General features: G+C 64.6%; 19 protein-coding genes, 1 tRNA gene and 1 riboswitch. Of the genes, 12 read left to right on the plus strand and 8 right to left on the minus strand.

The window, feature by feature from the left end:
* Window positions 1–45: 45 nt before the first annotated feature.
* Window positions 46–426, plus strand: coding sequence for a phage holin family protein (locus BRPE64_RS10970; protein WP_044041550.1), 381 nt, complete (start codon window positions 46–48; stop codon window positions 424–426).
* A 21-nt stretch (window positions 427–447) separates the two neighbouring features.
* Entirely contained in the window at window positions 448–945 is a 498-nt protein-coding gene (locus BRPE64_RS10975) for a DUF3318 domain-containing protein (protein WP_016346185.1), read from the plus strand.
* Between the two features lie 11 nt (window positions 946–956).
* Here the strand turns inward: BRPE64_RS10975 and BRPE64_RS10980 are convergent, their stop codons facing one another.
* The 7 genes from BRPE64_RS10980 to glyA all read right to left on the minus strand — a co-directional run bounded on the left by BRPE64_RS10980 (window position 957) and on the right by glyA (window position 5601).
* Entirely contained in the window at window positions 957–1421 is a 465-nt protein-coding gene (locus BRPE64_RS10980) for a type IV pilin protein (RefSeq protein ID WP_016346186.1), read from the minus strand.
* A 9-nt stretch (window positions 1422–1430) separates the two neighbouring features.
* Window positions 1431–1964 carry a pilus assembly PilX family protein gene (locus BRPE64_RS10985; RefSeq protein ID WP_016346187.1) on the minus strand — a complete coding sequence of 178 codons (534 nt, stop codon included), beginning with the start codon at window positions 1962–1964 and terminating at the stop codon, window positions 1431–1433.
* A complete protein-coding gene (locus BRPE64_RS10990) occupies window positions 1961–2752 on the minus strand; it encodes a type IV pillus assembly protein (protein WP_016346188.1) in 792 nt (263 codons plus the stop codon). Before BRPE64_RS10990 ends, BRPE64_RS10985 begins: the two co-directional genes overlap by 4 nt.
* Complete coding sequence (locus BRPE64_RS10995) at window positions 2749–3132, minus strand: type IV pilus modification PilV family protein (protein WP_016346189.1); 384 nt, start codon at window positions 3130–3132, stop codon at window positions 2749–2751. Before BRPE64_RS10995 ends, BRPE64_RS10990 begins: the two co-directional genes overlap by 4 nt.
* A gap of 14 nt (window positions 3133–3146) precedes the next feature.
* The gene (locus BRPE64_RS11000; protein ID WP_016346190.1) at window positions 3147–3695 is read right to left on the minus strand and encodes a GspH/FimT family pseudopilin; all 549 of its coding nucleotides are present in this window, start codon (window positions 3693–3695) and stop codon (window positions 3147–3149) included.
* 157 nt (window positions 3696–3852) lie between these two features.
* Window positions 3853–4335, minus strand: a complete 483-nt coding sequence (gene nrdR, locus BRPE64_RS11005; protein WP_044041552.1) for a transcriptional regulator NrdR — start codon at window positions 4333–4335, stop codon at window positions 3853–3855.
* Window positions 4336–4353: 18 nt separating this feature from the next.
* Window positions 4354–5601, minus strand: a complete 1248-nt coding sequence (glyA, locus tag BRPE64_RS11010) for a serine hydroxymethyltransferase (protein ID WP_016346192.1) — start codon at window positions 5599–5601, stop codon at window positions 4354–4356.
* 166 nt (window positions 5602–5767) lie between these two features.
* Window positions 5768–5866, minus strand: a riboswitch (ZMP/ZTP riboswitch).
* Window positions 5867–6072: 206 nt separating this feature from the next.
* On the opposite strand from glyA, the gene ydfG reads away from it, so the two are divergent.
* From ydfG to BRPE64_RS11060, 10 genes are all read left to right on the plus strand, one after another.
* A complete protein-coding gene (gene ydfG, locus BRPE64_RS11015) occupies window positions 6073–6819 on the plus strand; it encodes a bifunctional NADP-dependent 3-hydroxy acid dehydrogenase/3-hydroxypropionate dehydrogenase YdfG (protein WP_016346193.1) in 747 nt (248 codons plus the stop codon).
* A 126-nt stretch (window positions 6820–6945) separates the two neighbouring features.
* The gene (gene ybgC, locus BRPE64_RS11020; protein WP_044041553.1) at window positions 6946–7389 is read left to right on the plus strand and encodes a tol-pal system-associated acyl-CoA thioesterase; all 444 of its coding nucleotides are present in this window, start codon (window positions 6946–6948) and stop codon (window positions 7387–7389) included.
* Window positions 7390–7559: 170 nt separating this feature from the next.
* A complete protein-coding gene (tolQ, locus tag BRPE64_RS11025) occupies window positions 7560–8237 on the plus strand; it encodes a protein TolQ (protein WP_016346195.1) in 678 nt (225 codons plus the stop codon).
* A gap of 14 nt (window positions 8238–8251) precedes the next feature.
* Window positions 8252–8695: a protein TolR gene (gene tolR / locus BRPE64_RS11030; RefSeq protein WP_044041554.1), complete on the plus strand. Its 444-nt coding sequence runs from the start codon at window positions 8252–8254 to the stop codon at window positions 8693–8695.
* Entirely contained in the window at window positions 8692–9804 is a 1113-nt protein-coding gene (tolA, locus tag BRPE64_RS11035; protein ID WP_016346197.1) for a cell envelope integrity protein TolA, read from the plus strand. Before tolR ends, tolA begins: the two co-directional genes overlap by 4 nt.
* A gap of 114 nt (window positions 9805–9918) precedes the next feature.
* A complete protein-coding gene (gene tolB, locus BRPE64_RS11040; protein WP_044041555.1) occupies window positions 9919–11211 on the plus strand; it encodes a Tol-Pal system beta propeller repeat protein TolB in 1293 nt (430 codons plus the stop codon).
* Window positions 11212–11277: 66 nt separating this feature from the next.
* Window positions 11278–11784, plus strand: coding sequence for a peptidoglycan-associated lipoprotein Pal (gene pal / locus BRPE64_RS11045; RefSeq protein ID WP_044041557.1), 507 nt, complete (start codon window positions 11278–11280; stop codon window positions 11782–11784).
* A 27-nt stretch (window positions 11785–11811) separates the two neighbouring features.
* A complete protein-coding gene (ybgF, locus tag BRPE64_RS11050) occupies window positions 11812–12561 on the plus strand; it encodes a tol-pal system protein YbgF (RefSeq protein ID WP_016346200.1) in 750 nt (249 codons plus the stop codon).
* A 178-nt stretch (window positions 12562–12739) separates the two neighbouring features.
* Window positions 12740–12815, plus strand: a tRNA-Lys gene (locus BRPE64_RS11055).
* Between the two features lie 300 nt (window positions 12816–13115).
* Window positions 13116–14186 (plus strand): helix-turn-helix transcriptional regulator, encoded by a 1071-nt coding sequence (locus tag BRPE64_RS11060; protein ID WP_016346202.1) that lies wholly within the window; start codon window positions 13116–13118, stop codon window positions 14184–14186.
* 24 nt (window positions 14187–14210) lie between these two features.
* Here BRPE64_RS11060 and BRPE64_RS11065 read toward each other — a convergent pair whose 3' ends face one another.
* Window positions 14211–17687: an ATP-binding protein gene (locus BRPE64_RS11065; RefSeq protein WP_016346203.1), complete on the minus strand. Its 3477-nt coding sequence runs from the start codon at window positions 17685–17687 to the stop codon at window positions 14211–14213.

A 17687-nucleotide genomic window follows, 5' to 3' on the forward strand; every position in this document is an offset into this window, starting at 1 on the left:
ACCGGACCATAAAAGCGGCACCAACGCGCTTCTTGCATCCACGCCATGACGACAGAACGGCCACCGCAGCAATCGGCTCCCGGACCACTGCGACGAATACTTACCTCCGTCTTCGCCATCTTCGAGACGCGACTTGAATTGATCGGCATCGAGCTTCAGGAGGAGAAAGAGCGGCTCGTAGGCGTACTCTTTCTCGGCCTCACCGCCATGATGCTCGCGATGATGTCGCTCATCTCCCTGACGGTCCTGATCGCCATCTTTTTCTGGGACACCTATCGCTGGCAGGCGCTTGGCGGCATCACCGTGCTGTATGCGCTGGTTGCCATTGCGTGCGGCCTGCGTGCGCGCAGCAACCTGCGCGACGCGCCCAACCTGTTCGACGAGACGCTCGCCGAATTCCGCAAGGACCGCGACACGTTCCGCTGATTCCGCGAACCCACATCCGCCATGAGCCAAAACGACGACACCTTCAAGACGCCCAAGCGCAACACCGTGCAGAAGTTGCGCACGCCGCACATGCGCGCGCTGCGCAAGGAACTGCTGATTGCACGCGCGGACGTCGAACGCATGGAACTGCGCCAGGCGACCTACGATCTTCGCGCATCGGTCACGCACTTCAGTTTCCTGCGTTTTCTGATGCCCGGCAGTGGCGCGCGTCGCTGGGGCAAACGCGGCGCGGCGCCGGGCGGCATCGGCGGGCTGCTCTCGTCGCTGCTCGGCTCGGGCAATGTGGGCGTGTTGTTCAAGAAGTACCCGATTATCGGCTCGGTTGCGTCGCTCGTACTCACCAAACCGGTGCGAACGAGACTGCTGCATGGGGCCAAGCCGCTGCTCAAATGGGGCGGTCTCGCGCTTGCCGGATGGGAAGGCTGGCGCATCTATCAGCAGATGAAGTCCACCGCCACTGAGACTTCGACCGACGCCGTCGACCCGACGGTGTTCTGACTCGACCCGTTTCAATTCCTCCCTCCCCAACACGCGGCCGACTGCGCGGCGTCGAGCGGTACGGTCGCGCCGGACGCGTGATTCCAGCGCAGTCCGGTCGCATCCATGACGAACGTGCCGCAGGCGTCGTCCTGCATCGCGCCTGAAACGACCGGAGCGGCTTCGATGGCGTAGCCGCCGTTCGTCGTCGATTCCGGCAATACCGCAAGTCGATACACCGCCATGCCGTTCGATGGCGCCTGTTCCAGACCTCCGCTCAACACAACCGCGTTGCCGCCGTCCGCAGTTTGCGCAAGCCGCGCAGTCTCGACGAACTCGACCGCCCGCATGACAGCGGCCGCGGCCTCGAGCCGATGCGCCTTCATCACATGCGCGCGATACGCCGGAATCGCAAAGGTCGCGATGATCGCGGCCACGCCCAGCGCAATCATCAGTTCGAGCAGGCTGAAGGCTGCGCATCTTTTTCGCGTATTCATCGCGGACCCTCAAAACGGACGAGCGACGACGCGTCGCCAGTGCGGCGTGCCGACGCCATCGGCGACATCGGCAACATCGATGCGAAGTTGAAGCCACGCTTCCGAATCGGCCGTCGCGCCAAAGCCGCGCGCGGTGACGAGGTATGACGCGCCCGCCTCGTTGACCGACTTCGCCCACGATTCGATCAGACACTGCGGCACCCGACGCGCGTAAGGCCAATCGGCAAAGGGCGCGAACGCCAGGGCTGCCGGCCCCTCGAACGATGTCTTCAGACGCCAGCGCGACGGCTCATCGCGCGGCGACTGGCTCGCGGCCGGCAGCGCCGCCGACAGCATGCGAGCGCAGCGAATCAACGCGCTGTCCGCGGCATGAAATGCCTGCACACGTTCGCGCATCGCGACGGTCGAACGTGCGGCCACCAGCGACATTTGCAGCCAGGCGCTCGCCGTCACCAGCATCATGGCGGCGAGCATCAGGACGATCGGCAGCACGGTGCCACGTTGCGAGTGACGCTCGATGGCGCGCTTGATGGCAGGTTTCATGGCGCACCTCGCGTCGACGTTGCCGCCATATTGCGTAGCGCGACGCGGCGCCGGAACGCTTGACGGGCGCGGCCGTCGTCGGCGTAGGCGGCAAGGCCGTCGCAATCGACGTACGCCGCTTTTCGTTTCGCCTGCACCGCGAAGCCGCGCACGAGGACGCAAAGGTCCGCGGCATAAACTTCGCGCCAGCGATCGCGTGAAATCGCCGACGCATCGAGCGCCGTGGGCGCGGACGTCAGCCAGTACTGTGCGCGCATCCGTTCGATGCCTTCCACGATAGGCTGTGCCTGCTTGCCGCCGCCTTCGCAATACAACTCGGGCTCGCCGGTGGACGCGCTCGCTTTTGCGTAGAAACGGTTCGTGACGATGGTGTCGGAGACCGCCTGCCCGAGGCAGTCGGACGGCGCGCCGGTCGAGGTCGGCCAAGTGGACACGAGATCGGCGGCATAGCCGATCTGTACGCCGTCCGAGCGGCCCGCGAGCGATTCGCACGACGGCGACGCATCCGCGCCGACCACGCGGCCCTGCGCACACCCGAAGATCGGCGCGCCGATTGCCGCGTTTGCTTTCGGGCCAGAGATGAAGCCGGCCATCTGCATGTGCTGGCCGATCAGGTCGAGCGCGATCGATGCGGCGTCGTGCATGCGCGCGGCATCGGTGGCGCGTTCGAACGCCGCGCGCTGTGCCCTGTACAGCGACAGGCACGCGGTCACGACCAGCATGCCGAGCGCGAGCGCAATCGTCAGTTCGAGCAATGTATGGCCGCGCGAGGAAGAACGCCGGTTCATCGCGCGAACGCCACCGAGATGCACGACGTGAGCGGCGGCGCCTGCGGTTCCGGGCACGGATCTGCGCGGTCCTCCGCATGCCAGCTCACCGCGACGATCCGCACGCCGTCTGTCCGGTCGATGACGGCGACATCGCCGGAAGGAAGCATCGACGCCGCCCGCGCGCGCCATTGCGTGACGATTGCCGCCCGGTCCGCTTCCCCGCGGATGCCCTCCGCGACTGAATCTGCCACGAGCGCCGCGCGTTCCCGCCACAGCGCCATGCGCTCGCCCCGCGCAAGCGCGCTCTGCACGGCGACGAGCCCGAGCGCCGTGACCGCCGCAAGCGACAACGCGAACATCACTTCGATGAGCGAATCGCCCCGCTGAAGGCGCCTCATAGTTGGTTTTCGTTTCATGCCGACGCCCCGCAAGAGCCTTGCGTCATGCGCGCCCGGCCGCCCGCGGCGATGCGGATGCAACGTCGCGCCGCCGGGTTGGTGGTCGCCTGGCTGCCGCGCGGGGCGAAATCGAAACTTCGAAAGCCGCCGATCACCTGGCCCGAAGGCGGCGTGAACGAAATGTCCGTCGACGTTCCGGTGATCGATACGGGGGTCATCGCCGGTTGCATGCGCAGGAGTGTCGGCGCGCCGTCGCGGTCGACGAACAAGCCCCAGCCACAGGACCAGTCCGTGACGCCGTCGTCGCAACTTCGTCCGGATGCGAGGCAACGCCGCGCGCTGTCGATACGGCAAAGTGTGACGCGCGCGCCGCGCCGGACCGCTTCCGCGCGGGCAAGCGCAAGCGTCGAGAACAGCGAGCGCGCACGCGCATCGACCTGATCGCGTGCCTGCCATGCGACGAACGAGGGCACGGCGAACGTCGCGAGAATCGCCATCACGGCGAGCACCACGCAGAGTTCGACGAGCGTAAAGCCTTGATTTGAAGCGGAGATCATTTGCATTCCTTAGCGATCGAGTCGAATCGGAACGCTCAATCTAGCGTGAAGAAATGCGCGCCGCCATTAGCCGAACGGACGAGTGTTCACGCCGTTCGAAGCCCGGCACACTGCGCGAGCAGACGGCAATGAACAGGCTTGGGAGGAAGGAATGCGGACAGACTCAGCGCTTGCGCGAAGTCGTTTTTTTCGGCGCGGCGCGCCTGAATTCATCGAGCACGTCTTCGAATTCGGAGACGTCTTCGAAGCGCTTGTAGACAGAAGCAAAACGCACGTAAGCGATGGTGTCGAGTTGGCGCAGCTCGTTCATGACGAGTTCGCCGAGCCGCTCGCTCTGCACTTCGCGCTCACCGCTGCCGAGCAATTGATATTCGATGCGCGCAACCGAGGCGTCGACGGCATCGGCCGCTACCGGACGCTTTCGGAGCGCAAGCTGCATGCTCGACACGATCTTGCGACGGTCGAACTCCACGCGGCTGCCATCTTTCTTGACGACCGACGGCAACGCCAGCTCGACGCGTTCATACGTGGTAAAGCGCTTGTCGCAGGAAGGACAGCGCCGCCGCCGCCGAATGGCCGCGCCATCCTCCGACACGCGAGAATCCACGACCTGGGTGTCTTCGTGTCGGCAGAATGGGCAGCGCATCGGCGTTGGACTCGCGGATTAACGGTAGACCGGGAAGCGCTTGGTGAGATCAGTCACTTGTGCGCGCACGCGCTCGATGGTCGCCTGATCTTCCGGATTGTCGAGCACGTCGGCGATGAGATTACCGACCTGCTCCGCTTCCTTCACGCCGAAGCCGCGCGTGGTCATCGCGGGCGAACCGAGACGCACGCCGCTCGTGACGAACGGCTTTTCCGGATCGTTCGGGATCGCGTTTTTGTTCACCGTGATGTGCGCGGCGCCCAGTGCGGCCTCGGCAGCCTTGCCGGTGATCTTCTTCGCGCGCAGGTCGACCAGCATCACATGGCTTTCCGTGCGGCCCGAGACGATGCGCAGACCGCGCTTCACGAGCGTTTCAGCCAGCACGCGCGCATTGTCGAGCACGGCTTGCTGATACGTCTTGAAGTCCGGCGAGAGCGCTTCCTTGAACGCCACGGCCTTCGCCGCGATCACGTGCATGAGCGGACCGCCCTGAATGCCCGGGAAGATGGCCGAGTTGATCTGCTTCTCGAATTCGGCCTTCATCAGGATCACGCCGCCGCGCGGGCCGCGCAGGCTCTTGTGCGTGGTCGTGGTGACGAAGTCCGCATGCGGCACCGGGTTCGGATACACGCCCGCTGCAACGAGACCCGCGTAGTGCGCCATGTCGACCATGAAGTACGCGCCGACGCTCTTGGCGATCTTCGAGAGACGCTCGAAGTCGATGCGCAGCGCGAACGCCGACGCGCCCGCCACGATCAGCTTCGGCTTGTGTTCTTTCGCGAGCGCTTCGGTCTTGTCGTAGTCGATGTCTTCGGCTTCGTTCAGACCATAGCTCACGACGTTGAACCACTTGCCGGACATGTTGACCGGCGAGCCGTGCGTCAGGTGACCGCCTTCGGCGAGGCTCATGCCCATGATCGTGTCGCCCGGCTTGAGCACGGCGAAGAACACGCCCTGATTGGCCTGCGAGCCGGAGTTCGGCTGCACGTTCGCGGCTTCGGCGCCGAACAACTGCTTCACGCGGTCGATCGCCAGTTGCTCGACGATGTCCACATATTCGCAGCCGCCGTAATAGCGCTTGCCGGGATAGCCTTCGGCGTATTTGTTGGTGAGTTGCGAACCTTGCGCCGCCATCACAGCAGGCGAAGTGTAGTTTTCCGACGCGATCAGTTCGATGTGATCTTCCTGACGGCGATTTTCCTGCTCGATCGCCTTGAGCAATTCGGGATCGACGTTGGCGAGGGTACTTTCGGCTCTGTCAAACATACGTTTTCCGTGAGATCAAAACAGGTTGACCGGATCGCGCGTGCGCCACGTTTGAAGCAGACGCAGAAAACGCTGGAAACCCATGGAGTCCAGGCGCGACGGATGAAGGAAGATTCCGATTTCGCGGGACGGACAGCCACCGGCAACGCAGCAATGGCGTGCGGATCTCAGCTGCCCAGGCGAACGGCAAAACGACGCTCCGCGCTTCCTGGTGGGTCGCTCCACCTTGAATCCGAAGATTCTATCGCCAGTCACGCGGGGTTTGAGCGTTGTAGTGTAATGGGCGGGCATGCTTTAGGCAACCGGCTGACAGGGCCGTTTCGCGTACGTTCGGACGCATTTAAAGCACGATCGTTCGCATTCGCCGTTGCTTGCCGCGGCGCACCAATGGAAGTACTCTTTGCGCCGTTGCCGGATGCGCGCATTCGTGCGCCGCGGCGCTGCACATTCAATCTCTTCCGGAGCTCGTCCATGATCGTCTTCGTCACCGGCGCTTCCGCCGGTTTCGGCGCTGCCATCGCCCGCACTTTCGTGAAAGGCGGCCATCGCGTGATCGCCGCCGCGCGCCGCAAGGAGCGCCTGGTCGCGCTATCCGGCGAACTCGGCGACGCACTGTTGCCGCTCGAACTCGACGTCCGCGACGAGAACGCGGTCAGGAACGCCATCGCCTCGCTCCCCGAAGCATTCGCCCAGATCGACGTGCTCGTGAACAATGCCGGTCTCGCGCTCGGTCTCGAGCCCGCGCAACGGGCCGATCTCGACGACTGGAAGAAGATGATCGACACGAACTGCACGGGCCTCGTGACGGTCACGCATGCGATCCTTCCCGGCATGATCGAACGCAATCGCGGTCACGTGTTCAACATGGGCTCGGTCGCGGGAACGTATCCGTACGCCGGCGGCAACGTGTACGGCGCGACCAAGGCGTTCGTGCGGCAGTTCAGCCTGAACCTGCGCGCCGACGTCGCGGGCACGGCGCTGCGCGTGACCGACATCGAGCCGGGTCTGGTCGGCGGCACCGAATTCTCCAACGTGCGCTTCAAGGGCGACGACGCCAAGGCCTCGACTGTATATAAGGACACGCAGGCGCTCACCCCGGAGGACATCGCCGACTCGATCTACTGGATCGCCACGCGTCCGGCGCATGTGAACGTCAACGCAATCGAACTCATGCCGATCGCGCAGACCTTCGCACCGTTGCAAATTCACCGCGGTTGAATTCGCGATCTGCCTAAGGTTTTGGCGGTGGTGTGCCCGCTTCCGGTAAAATGCCGCCGATGAATATTTGTCAAAAAGCTCGCCGGAGCGGGGTTACACCTCGCGCGCGAGCGGAGCAGCGCAAAGGTGAGTGATCCGTTGACCTTCGAGTGGCCGGTTCGGGTGTACTACGAGGACACCGACGCCGGCGGCATCGTCTTTTACGCGAACTACCTGAAGTTTTTCGAACGGGCGCGCACCGAATGGTTGCGCGCGTGCGGCATCGACCAGCAGCGTGTCGCCGAGTCGGACGGCATCGTGTTTGTCGTGAGGCGCACGGCCGTCGATTATTCGTCGCCGGCGCGTCTGGATGACGTCATCCGCGTCGTGAGCCGGATCGAGCGGCTCGGGCGCGCGTCGGTGGATTTTCATCAGGAAGCGTGGCGCGACGGCGTGCTGCTCGCAAGCGGCGAGATTCGCATCGCTTCGGTGGACCGCGCGTCGATTCGTCCGGCCGGCATTCCCGATGCGGTGCTCGAGGGACTGCGGCGCGGCCCCCACGCCGCGCGCAACGGATCGCACGCGCTTTGAAGCTGGCCGATGAACGCATCGCATCCGAGGCGAACCTCGCATCGGACAACAGAGGAAGCACTACCGAACACGAACCGGTCGCGGCGCGGCTTTCGACTGATTCACACTGGCTTCACGAAAGCATGACGTCGCGACCGGACGCCCGTTCCGGGACGTAACAGCGGACCTTTATGAACAATACACAAGACTTGTCGATCGTTTCTCTCGTCATCCACGCGAGCCTGCTCGCGCAGGCCGTGATGGCGCTGCTCTTGCTGCTGTCGTTGCTGTCGTGGACATTCATTTTCCGCAAGTGGTTTGCCATTCGCCGCGCGCGCGCGCAAACCGAGCGTTTCGAGCGCGATTTCTGGTCGGGCGGCGATCTGCAGGCGCTCTATCAAAGCGCGGCGAACAACCGCCACACCATCGGCGCGCTGGAGCGTATCTTTGAATCCGGCATGCGCGAATTCCTAAAAGGCAAGGAGCGCCGCATCACCGATCCGGGCGCGATCCTGGACGGTTCCCGCCGCGCGATGCGCGCCGCTTTCCAGCGCGAAATGGACGTGCTCGAAGCCAATCTCGCGTTTCTCGCGTCGGTCGGCTCGGTGAGTCCGTATATCGGCCTCTTCGGCACGGTCTGGGGGATCATGAATTCGTTCCGCGGCCTGGCCAACGTGCAGCAGGCGACGCTCGCGAACGTGGCGCCGGGCATTGCGGAGGCGCTCGTCGCGACCGCCATCGGCCTGTTCGCCGCGATTCCGGCGGTGGTTGCATACAACCGCTATGCGCATGACATCGACCGTCTGGCGATCCGCTTCGAGACCTTCATCGAAGAGTTCTCGAACATTCTGCAGCGTCAGGCGCACTAAGAAAGGAGTCCGCGATGGCAGGCCCGATTCGTTCCAGTATGCGCGGCAGCTCGCGTCGCGCGATGGCCGACATCAATGTCGTGCCGTATATCGACGTCATGCTCGTGCTGCTCGTCATCTTCATGGTGACGGCGCCACTCGTGTCGCCCTCGATCATCAACTTGCCGACGGTCGGCAATGCGCAGCCGCAGGAACAGCAGCCGCCGCTCGTGATCAACATCAAGGCGGACGGCAGCATGAACGTCCGCTACAAGGAAGACGGTGGCTCGACCCAAGAGCAGAGAATGACCATGAACGACCTCAACACGTTCGTGCTGAACCGGCAGGAGTCGCATCCCGATCAGCCTGTCGTGATCGCCGCCGACAAGACGGTGAAATATGAAGTCGTCATGAACGTGATGTCCGATATGAAGGCGCGCGGCGTGAAGCGCGTCGGATTGCTCGTCAAATCGCAATGACCGGTTCGCAGAACAAGCATGGCCGAGCGCGCGGCGCGTCCGCGCGGCCCATCCGCCCGCCGCGAGAGCGCGGGACGGGCCGTGCGTTCGCGCTCGCCGCGCTGATGCATCTGTTGCTCATCTGGCTGCTGTATCACGGCATCAACTGGCAGAACAACACGCCCGCGGGCGCCGAGGCGGAAATCTGGACCGAGATCCCGGACACGCCCGCGCCGACGCCCCGCCCCGCTCCGCCGCCGCCCGCGCCGGTGAAGGTCCAGCCTGCGCCGCCGCCCGCGAAGGACGAGGAAGCGGATATCGCGTTGCAGGAAAAGAAGCGCAAGCAGCAGGAAGCCGCCGCGCGTGAAGCGCAGCTCGCCGAGCAGCGCCGTCAGCAGGAACAGGCGCAGCAGGAAGCGGAAGCGAAGCGTCAGCAGCAGCTCGCGGCGCAAGCCGCAGCGGCGGCCGCGCAACAGAAGGCGATGCAGGACAAGCAGAAGCAAATCGAGCAGCAGCGTCAGGCCGATCTGCAAAAGCAGCAGCAACAAAAGGCGCAGCAGGACAGGCGTCAGCAACAACAGGCCGAAGCGCAAAAGCAGGAGCAGTTGAAGGAGCAGAAGGAACAGCAGGAAGCCAAGGCGAAGGCTGACGCGCAAGCCAAGGCGAAGGCCGAGAGCGACGCGAAAGCGAAGGCGGCGGCGCAGGCGAAAGCCAAGGCGGAAGCAGAAGCGAAGGCCAAGGTCGATGCCGAACGCAAGGCACGTCTCGCGCAGTTGCAGGGTCAGCTGGGCGGCGGCACGGCGGGTAGCGGTGAGGGTCTCGCCAAGAGCGGCACCGGCAAGGGCGCGGGCGGCAATGCGACTTCGCCGGGTTATGCCGAGAAGGTGCAGCGTCGGGTGCGGCCGAACATCCATTGGGGTGGCGAAACGGCCGGCCTCGAAACCGTGGTTTCCGTCCGCTGCTCTCCTACCGGCACGCTGTTGTCGGCGAATATCACCCGTTCGAGCGGCAACGAGCAATGGGATGCGGCGGCGCTGCGCGCGGTGCAGAACTCCGATCCGATGCCCGTTGACATCGACGGCAAGGCGCCCGGCAGCTTTACGATCACGCTGCGTCCGGCCGGAGGCTGATTGCGCAAAACGCCTGAATGCGCGCATTGAGCTGCGGGAACGAATCGTGCGACCGCGGGTCTGTTCTGCAGTCCGCGGACACTTGAAAACGCTTTTATCTGGAACCTAAACAGCATGAGTTTGATGACGAAGCTTGGCCTGAGAACGCTGGTCGCGTCCTGCCTGATCGCAGCCGGCACCGCCGCACACGCCCAGTTGAACGTACTCGTGACCGGCGTCGGTTCGACCCAATTCCCGATCGCAACGGCCAATTTCGCCAACGAAGCGAATTCGCCGCAACAGGTGAGCGCGATCATTCGCCAGGATCTGCAGCGCAGCGGCAAGTTCACGAACATCGACGCCGGCAGCACGCCCGTTTCGGAGACCGATTCGGTCGATCTCGGTGCCTGGAAGGCCAAAGGCGCGGATGCGTTCGTGTCGGGCAGCGTGAACAAGTTGCCGAACGGTCAGTACGAAGTGCGCTTCCGCCTTTACGACACGGTGAAGCAGCAGAATCTCGGCGGCCTGTCGCTCGTCAGCGCCGAAAGCGGTCTGCGCATGAGCGCGCACAAGATCGCCGACTACATTTACGCAAAGCTGCTGGGCGGCCGCGGCGCATTCGCGACGCGTCTGTCCTACGTCATTCAGACGGGCGGCCGCTATCAATTGCAGATTTCGGATTCGGACGGCCAGGACGCGAAAATCGCCCTCTCCAGCCCCGAGCCGATCATCTCGCCGGCATGGTCGCCGGACGGCACGAAAGTCGCCTATGTGTCGTTCGAGAAGAAGAAGCCGGTGGTCTACATCCACGATCTGCCGACGGGACGTCGCGTGGTCGTGTCGAACCAGAAGGGCAACAACAGTGCCCCGGCGTGGTCGCCTGACGGCCGCAAGATCGCAGTCGCGCTCTCGCGTACCGGCAACACGCAAATTTTCGAGGTCAACGCAGACGGCTCCGGCCTGCGCCGTCTGACGCAAGGCAGTTCCATCGACACCGAGCCGTTCTTCTCTCCCGATGGCAACTGGATTTATTTCACGAGCGATCGCGGCGGCCAGCCGCAGATCTACAAGATGCCGGCGGCGGGTGAAAGCGCCGGCGCGGCCCAGCGGGTCACGTTTGCGGGCAGCTACAACACGAGCCCGCGCGTGAGTCCGGACGGCAAGCAACTCGCGTACATTTCGCGCACGGGCGGCGGCTTCAAGCTGTACCTGCAGGACCTCGCGTCCGGCACGGCAACGGGGCTGACCGACACGACGCATGACGAATCGCCGAGCTTCGCGGCGAATGGTCAGTACATCCTCTACGCCACCCAAGTGAACGGACGTGGCGTGTTGGCAGCCGTTTCGACCGATGGTCGCACGCGGCAAGTCTTGTCCGTACAGGGCGGTGTGGTGCGCGAGCCGTCCTGGGGTCCGTTCATGCAATAAGCTCAGCAATAAGTCCAGCAATAACGTCCACAAACAACGTTCAGCTACAACACAAGGAGAGGTACCATGATGTCGAAACTTCGTATCGGCCTGGCAGTTGCAATGGTCGGCGCATTGGCGGCGTGTCACTCGGGTGTGAAGCTCGATGAAGGCGCGAACAAGGGCGCGGTCGGCACGCAGCCGAACCCGACGGACGTGAAGCAGGTCAACATCGACCCGCTGAACGACCCGAACAGCCCGCTCGCGAAGCGCAGCATCTATTTCGACTTCGACAGCTATGCCGTGAAGGACGACTATCAGCCGCTGCTGCAACAACACTCGACGTACCTGAAGAGCCATCCGGAGCGTCACGTCCTGATCCAGGGCAACACCGACGAGCGCGGCACGAGCGAGTACAACCTGGCGCTCGGCCAGAAGCGTGCGGAAGCCGTGCGTCGCGCCATGTCGCTGATGGGCGTCGCCGATACGCAAATGGAAGCCGTGAGCCTCGGCAAGGAAAAGCCGACGGCGACGGGTCACGACGAATCGTCGTGGGCGCAGAACCGCCGCGCGGATCTCGTCTATCAACAGTAACGTAACCAGTCACGGGTGAGTCGCCCTATGTTGTATCGCTTTCCTTTGCTGCGCGTGGCCGCAGCCGTGTGCGTGCTCGGTTCGACGACGCTTTGCGCACCCGCGCACGCCGGCGTCTTCGACGACAACGAAGCCCGCAAGGCCGTGCTCGACCTTCGTACGAAGTCCGACAGCCTGGCCAATCAGTTGCAGGCTGCGCAGCGCACGATCCTCGATCAGTCCAACCGGATCGACCAGCTCAACCAGCAGGTCGCCACGTTGCGTGGCCAGAACGAGGATCTGGCCAATCAGTTCACCACGCTGCAGAAGCAGCAGAAGGACTATTACGCCGATCTCGATACGCGCCTGAAAAAATTCGAGCCGCAGCAAGAGACGGTCGATGGCGTGAGCGGTTCGGTGCAGCCGGGTGAGACGGAGGCGTTCAACGCAGCGTCGACTCAGTTCCGTAACGGTGACTACAAAAACGCCGCGGCGTCGTTCAAGGCGTTCGTGGCGAAGTATCCGCAGAGCCCGTATCAGCCGACCGCGCAGTACTGGCTCGGCAATGCGCTGTACGCTCAGCGCGACTACAAGGGATCGACTGCGATCTGGCAGAATCTGGTGAAAACGTATCCGACGCATCCGCGAGCGCCTGAAGCGTTGCTTGCGATCGCGAATAACCAGATCGAACAAGGTCAGAAGGCGGCTGCCAAGCAGACGCTCCAGCAGATCATCTCGCAGTACTCTGGTACGGAAGTCGCGCAGACCGCGCAGAGCAAGATGTCGCAGGTGAAGTAAGCGCAGCCTTCGGCGCTTTTTTTAAGCGCTTCGGCCGGGTTTCGCGCCTCTCGAGGAGAATGCCCGCGGGCCGTCACGCCGCGGGTGTTTTTCTGATGTTTCTAGCGTTTTTCGATGGGTTTCAAGAGTAGTTCGGTTGACAGAATTTGAATCCGTCGACTATAATTTTGCCTCTTTTGGGTCGTTAGCTCAGCTGGTAGAGCAGCGGACTTTTAATCCGTTGGTCACAGGTTCGAATCCCGTACGGCCTACCAAAGATTTGAAGGGCTCAGCGCAAGCTGAGCCCTTTTTCTTTGCCCATTCGATTCGCCACGCGATTCGCGCAGCCCGCTTCGCCCGCGGCTTCCAGCGCCTTGTCTTCGATTGTCGCGTTCGCTTCGATGAACGAAAGATCCTTTGCGTCTTCGGTACTCCAAAAACGCCCCCCCGATCTAGCCAACCGCCACAAAGCCCGCGCTCTGCATCAACCGCAATCCGCACCCTTCTCCCAATCAAGACACAATATGTCCCAATTCTCCCTATAATCCATCTCAATATCCCCCCGCGCCGACGTCATGACCTCCAGCCTCGACGAAGCCATCCTCCGCGTGCTCCCCACCGAGCGCGACGCGACCGCCTGGCTCTCCACGCCCGAAATCCATCGGCGGCTCGAAGAGCGCGGTCATCGCGTGGGTTATACGAAAAAGGTGCAGCGCCACCTGAGCGCGCTCGAAGCCGACGCGCGCGTCGTCTCGATGCTCAACGGCCGCGAACTCCTCTGGCAGCGCAAACCGTGGCTGCACGGCTTGCAGGAAGGCGTGAGCGGTCTGATGAGCGCATCCGAGGCCGTCGCGTTTCACATCCTCCAGCGCTTCGCGGGCAACAAGCTGCCGAACGCCGTGACGCGCGACATCGATCCGCTCTTCAAGGCCGCCGAAGCACGGTTGTCGCAGGAAAAAGCCGACAGCCGCATCTATCGCGCGTGGGCGGACAAGATCGATTCCGTCGATGGCGCCTTCACGCTGATTCGCCCGAAACTGCGTCCCGACATCTTCCAGACCGTGGCGACCGCGACGTTCTTCGAACGTGAACTGCTCGTGCAATACCGCGCCGCCTACAAGAGCGAACAGGGTGAGCCAAAGACGAAGACACTCTGGCCGCTCGCTCTGGTCGAGTCCGCCGGCGTCATGTACATGGTCGCGCAGGACCCGAACCGCGCGCCGCAGCCCGAGAACGGCAACAAGGAATGGATGCGCGCGCTCTACCGGCTCGACCGCATTCGCTCGGTGACGGAGTCGGGCGCGTCCTTCACGTATCCCGACGACTTCAAGCTGCGCAAATACATCGAAACGCAGCAGGTCTTCGACTTTCTGCCCGAGCCGCCGGTGCGCCTCGAGCTTGCCTTCGAAGGGAACGCGGGCAATCAGTTGCGCGAATCGCCGATGTCGAAGGATCAGCAAATCGACGCCCTCCCCGACGGCCGCATGAAAGTCTCCGGGACCGTGACGCCGAGTCTCAAGCTGCGCTGGTGGCTGCGCGCGCTGGGTGCGGGCGTCGAGATTCTCGCGCCGCAAGCCTTACGCGATGAATTCGCCGACGACTACCGCAAGCTCGCGAATCGTTACGGCGCGGAACAGCCGCAATAAGCGATGCCGCGTGTTACCCCATGGTCAGCCCATGTAGCGCACGTTGACCTGCGGGCCGAACACATCGCGGACGATATCGACCAGATGATCGTGATGGCTCAGAAAGATCACCTGCGTGCGCTTCGCGATGTGCGCGAGCACGCGCAGGCCGGCGCGGGCGCGGCCATCGTCGAAATTGATGAAGAGATCGTCGGCGACGAAGGGCAGCGACGCGGCTTTCTCGCCATGCTCCTCCAGCGCCGCGAGCCGCAACGCGAGAAAGAGCTGATCGCGCGTGCCCTCGCTCATGCCCGCGATCTCGACATGTTCGCCGCTCGCGCGGACGGCTGAAAGCGCCATCGGCTGACGGTCGTAATCGACGACGAGCCGCGAGAAGTGGCCGAGCGTCAGCTCCGAGAAGATGGTGCTCGCACGCGTGAGCATCGGGCCTTGCCGGCGCTCGCGATAGCGGTCGATTGCCCATTTGAGCAGCGTCGATGCCGTTTCGACCTTCACGAAGCGCTCGGCGGCATCGGCCATCGCGGCGAGCGCTTCCTGACGACGGGCTTCCGCGCGCGCCGCATTGGCTTCGCCTGAAATGGCATCGAGCTCGCGGCGCGCGGTGTTAAGCGCGGTGGCGATGTCGCTTGCGGTTGTCACCGATTCCGTGAGCGCCGCGCCGATCCGCGAGAGTTCAGCCTCGACGTTCGGCATGTCCGCGCCCTCCACTTCCGCGACGATCTCATCGAGCGACAAACCGTCGCCGCCCTTGATCAGCGCGGCGCGCGCGTCGTCTGCGGCGGCCAGCAACTCGCGCTTCTTCTGCGATTGCGCGATCAGCACCGCGAGCGCATCCGGCGCATCGACGCGCGCAAGCTCGTAAAGCGGCCGCAGCGCCGCTTTCGCTTCCTCGACCTCGGCATGCGCGCGCTTCACCTGATCCGTCGCCTGCGCGTGTTCCTTCGTCAGCCGCTGCCGTTCCGCATGCGCGACACACGCGCGATCGAGCCGCGCCGACAGGTCCGCCGCAATGTGCTGCGTGCCGCGCGTGACGGGGGAAGCATCGAGTTCGCGCGCGAGCTGCAATGCGTCCGCATCGACCGTGGCGAGCGCCGCGCGCATCGCATCGATCTGGCCGGTGCGGATGGACTCGACCTGCGTCAATTGCTCGCCGATCTTCTTCACGATGTCGATCGCCGCTTCGGCCGCCGCCTGCGAATCCGCGCCCGCCGCGAGGCCCGCCTTCGCGATCGCCGCCGACCATTCGCCGCGCCAGCGTTCCAATGCTTCGCGCGCCGCCGCCGCCGCGTTCTGCCGCGCGATGCTGTCCGCGTGGGCTTCGTCGAGTTGCTCGCCGATGGTGCGCCGCGTGACCGTTGCGTCGTCGATTGCGGCGATGTGCGCTTCGGCGTGATCGCAGAGCGCGTCGAGGCCGGCTTGCGAGCCGAGGGCGTCGAGCGCCGCGCCCGCGTCGACGAGATGCCGCGCGAGTTCGTCGCGCCGCGCGGCGGCATCGGCGGATTCGCGCGCCAGTTCGCCTGCGCGGGCGTCGAACGATTGCGCGGCCGCCAGCGCCTTGTCGCGCGCGGCGAGCCACGACGGCGCATCGTCGAGCGACATGCCTTCCAGCCCCGACTGCGCGGCGAGCGCGCGCCACGCTTCATCGAATTCCGTGAGCGCCGCCTGCGCCTCATGCATGCCGTGCACGCCGTTCACGCGTCGGGCGAGCGTCGCTTCGTCGTTCGCGATGCGCCGCTTCAGCGCCGCGAGCTGCGTCGCCTGACCGAGCGAGCCGAGCTGGCGATCGGCGAGTCCGTCCGCCGCGTGCATGGCGGTCTCGAAGCCGGCGGCGCCGTGATCCAGCGCGACATCGCCGGACCGCATCGCGTGCCATGCGGCATCGCGCGCGGCACGGGCATCGCGCACCTGATCGCCCGTCACGACATCGTGCGTGTGCACGAGATCGTCCAGTTCGGTTTGCGTCGCGCGCAGATCGTCTTCGGCTTCGCGGGCGCGATCGGCGGCGAGCGCAAACCGCGACGCCAGTTCCTGCCGCCCGCTGCGCAACGCGGCGATGCGCTCGGCCGCCGGCAGCGTCATGGCCGCAAGCTCGCCGATCGGACGACGCCACTGCCCAAGCGACGCCACCGCTGCATCGAGCGCCTGCTGCGCATCGCGCTTTGCGTCTTCGAGACGACGCTGCTCCGCGCTCGCGTCGCGATACTTCTGCGCGGCCCGCAACGCCGCGCGCAAGGCCGGCGAGACATGGCCGCTCGCGATCGACGCAAGCCTGACCTTCAGCCCCTCGATATCCGCCGCGGCTTCACTCGCAGCCTGATCCGCGTTGCGCGCCGCGAGTTCCAGTTCGCCGCGTTCGAACATGAGGCTCGTCACCGTCTGCAACGCGAGCGTGCCGGGCATCGCGCGGCGCGCGCCCGCTTCGTCCAGCGGCCAGCCAAGCTGCGCGGCGTCCTGCGCGACCTGCTGCAAGCGCTCCGCGACATTCTGTTCGAGGCGCGCGATCTCGCTCGCGTGGTTCGCCGCGCGCTGCCACGCCGCGTCCAGCGCGCGCACGCGGGCCTGCGCCGCGAGCATCGCGTCATCGATGTGAACCGCGCTCGATGCGGCCTGCAACTCCCGCGCTTTGTCCGCATGCAGGTCGAGCGCGCGTTGCGCGGCAGCGAGCCGCGTCAGCGCGTTGTGCAGCGTCGCCTCGGCGTTCGCGGGCAAGTCGACGACATCGCCCAGTTCGCGCAACTCGGCGGCCTTGTCGCGCCACACGTTCAGATACGGCGCCACGCGTCTCACCCGTTCGAGCTTGCCGCGCATTGCTTCGAGTTCGGCGCGGCGCGCTTCCAGTGCGCGGCTCTTGTCCTCGGCTTCGTCCACGGCGGCATGCGCGCGCCGCCATTGCGCGGTCCGCACGCTGGCCGTCTTCAGTTCGGCGGTGGCTTCGTCGAATTGCTTCAGGCCGATGTTGTAGCTGCATCCCGACTTGCGTTTCGCCCACAATCCGGCGGCTTCGTCCGCGAGGCGCTGGCGCACGTCGCCGAGGCTCGCAATGCCCGCCGCCGACTGGAACAGCACCTGTCCGACGTCGCTCGATGCATCGAGAATGCTCCGTCCACCGCGAATCAGCGCCTCGTGATCGAGGCAGTACATCTGCTCGAAGAAATGCTTGTCGGCGGCGCCGAGAAACGGTGTGAGTGCATCGGCGGCGAGCGCGTCGCCGTTCGGTGCGCACAGCGGCGACTTGCGGCTCTTCGTGCGATGAAACGCGAAAGTCTCGTCGCCCGTCTGGATCGCCGCGCCGAGGCGCAAGTCGCTTTGCGGATGCACGAACGCGAGCGGCGAGCTGTGCGGCATGCCGAAGAGCAGTTCGGAGATCGCGTTTTTGATCGTCGACTTGCCGGCCTCGTTCGGGCCGACGACGAAATGAAAATCAAGTTCCGCCGCCGGAAACTCGACGGCGTGATCGGTGAATTTCCCGTAACGGATGAGTTCGAGCTTGCCGATGCGCAT

The organism is Caballeronia insecticola (assembly GCF_000402035.1).
In the GTDB taxonomy this organism is placed as follows: Bacteria; Pseudomonadota; Gammaproteobacteria; order Burkholderiales; family Burkholderiaceae; genus Caballeronia; species Caballeronia insecticola.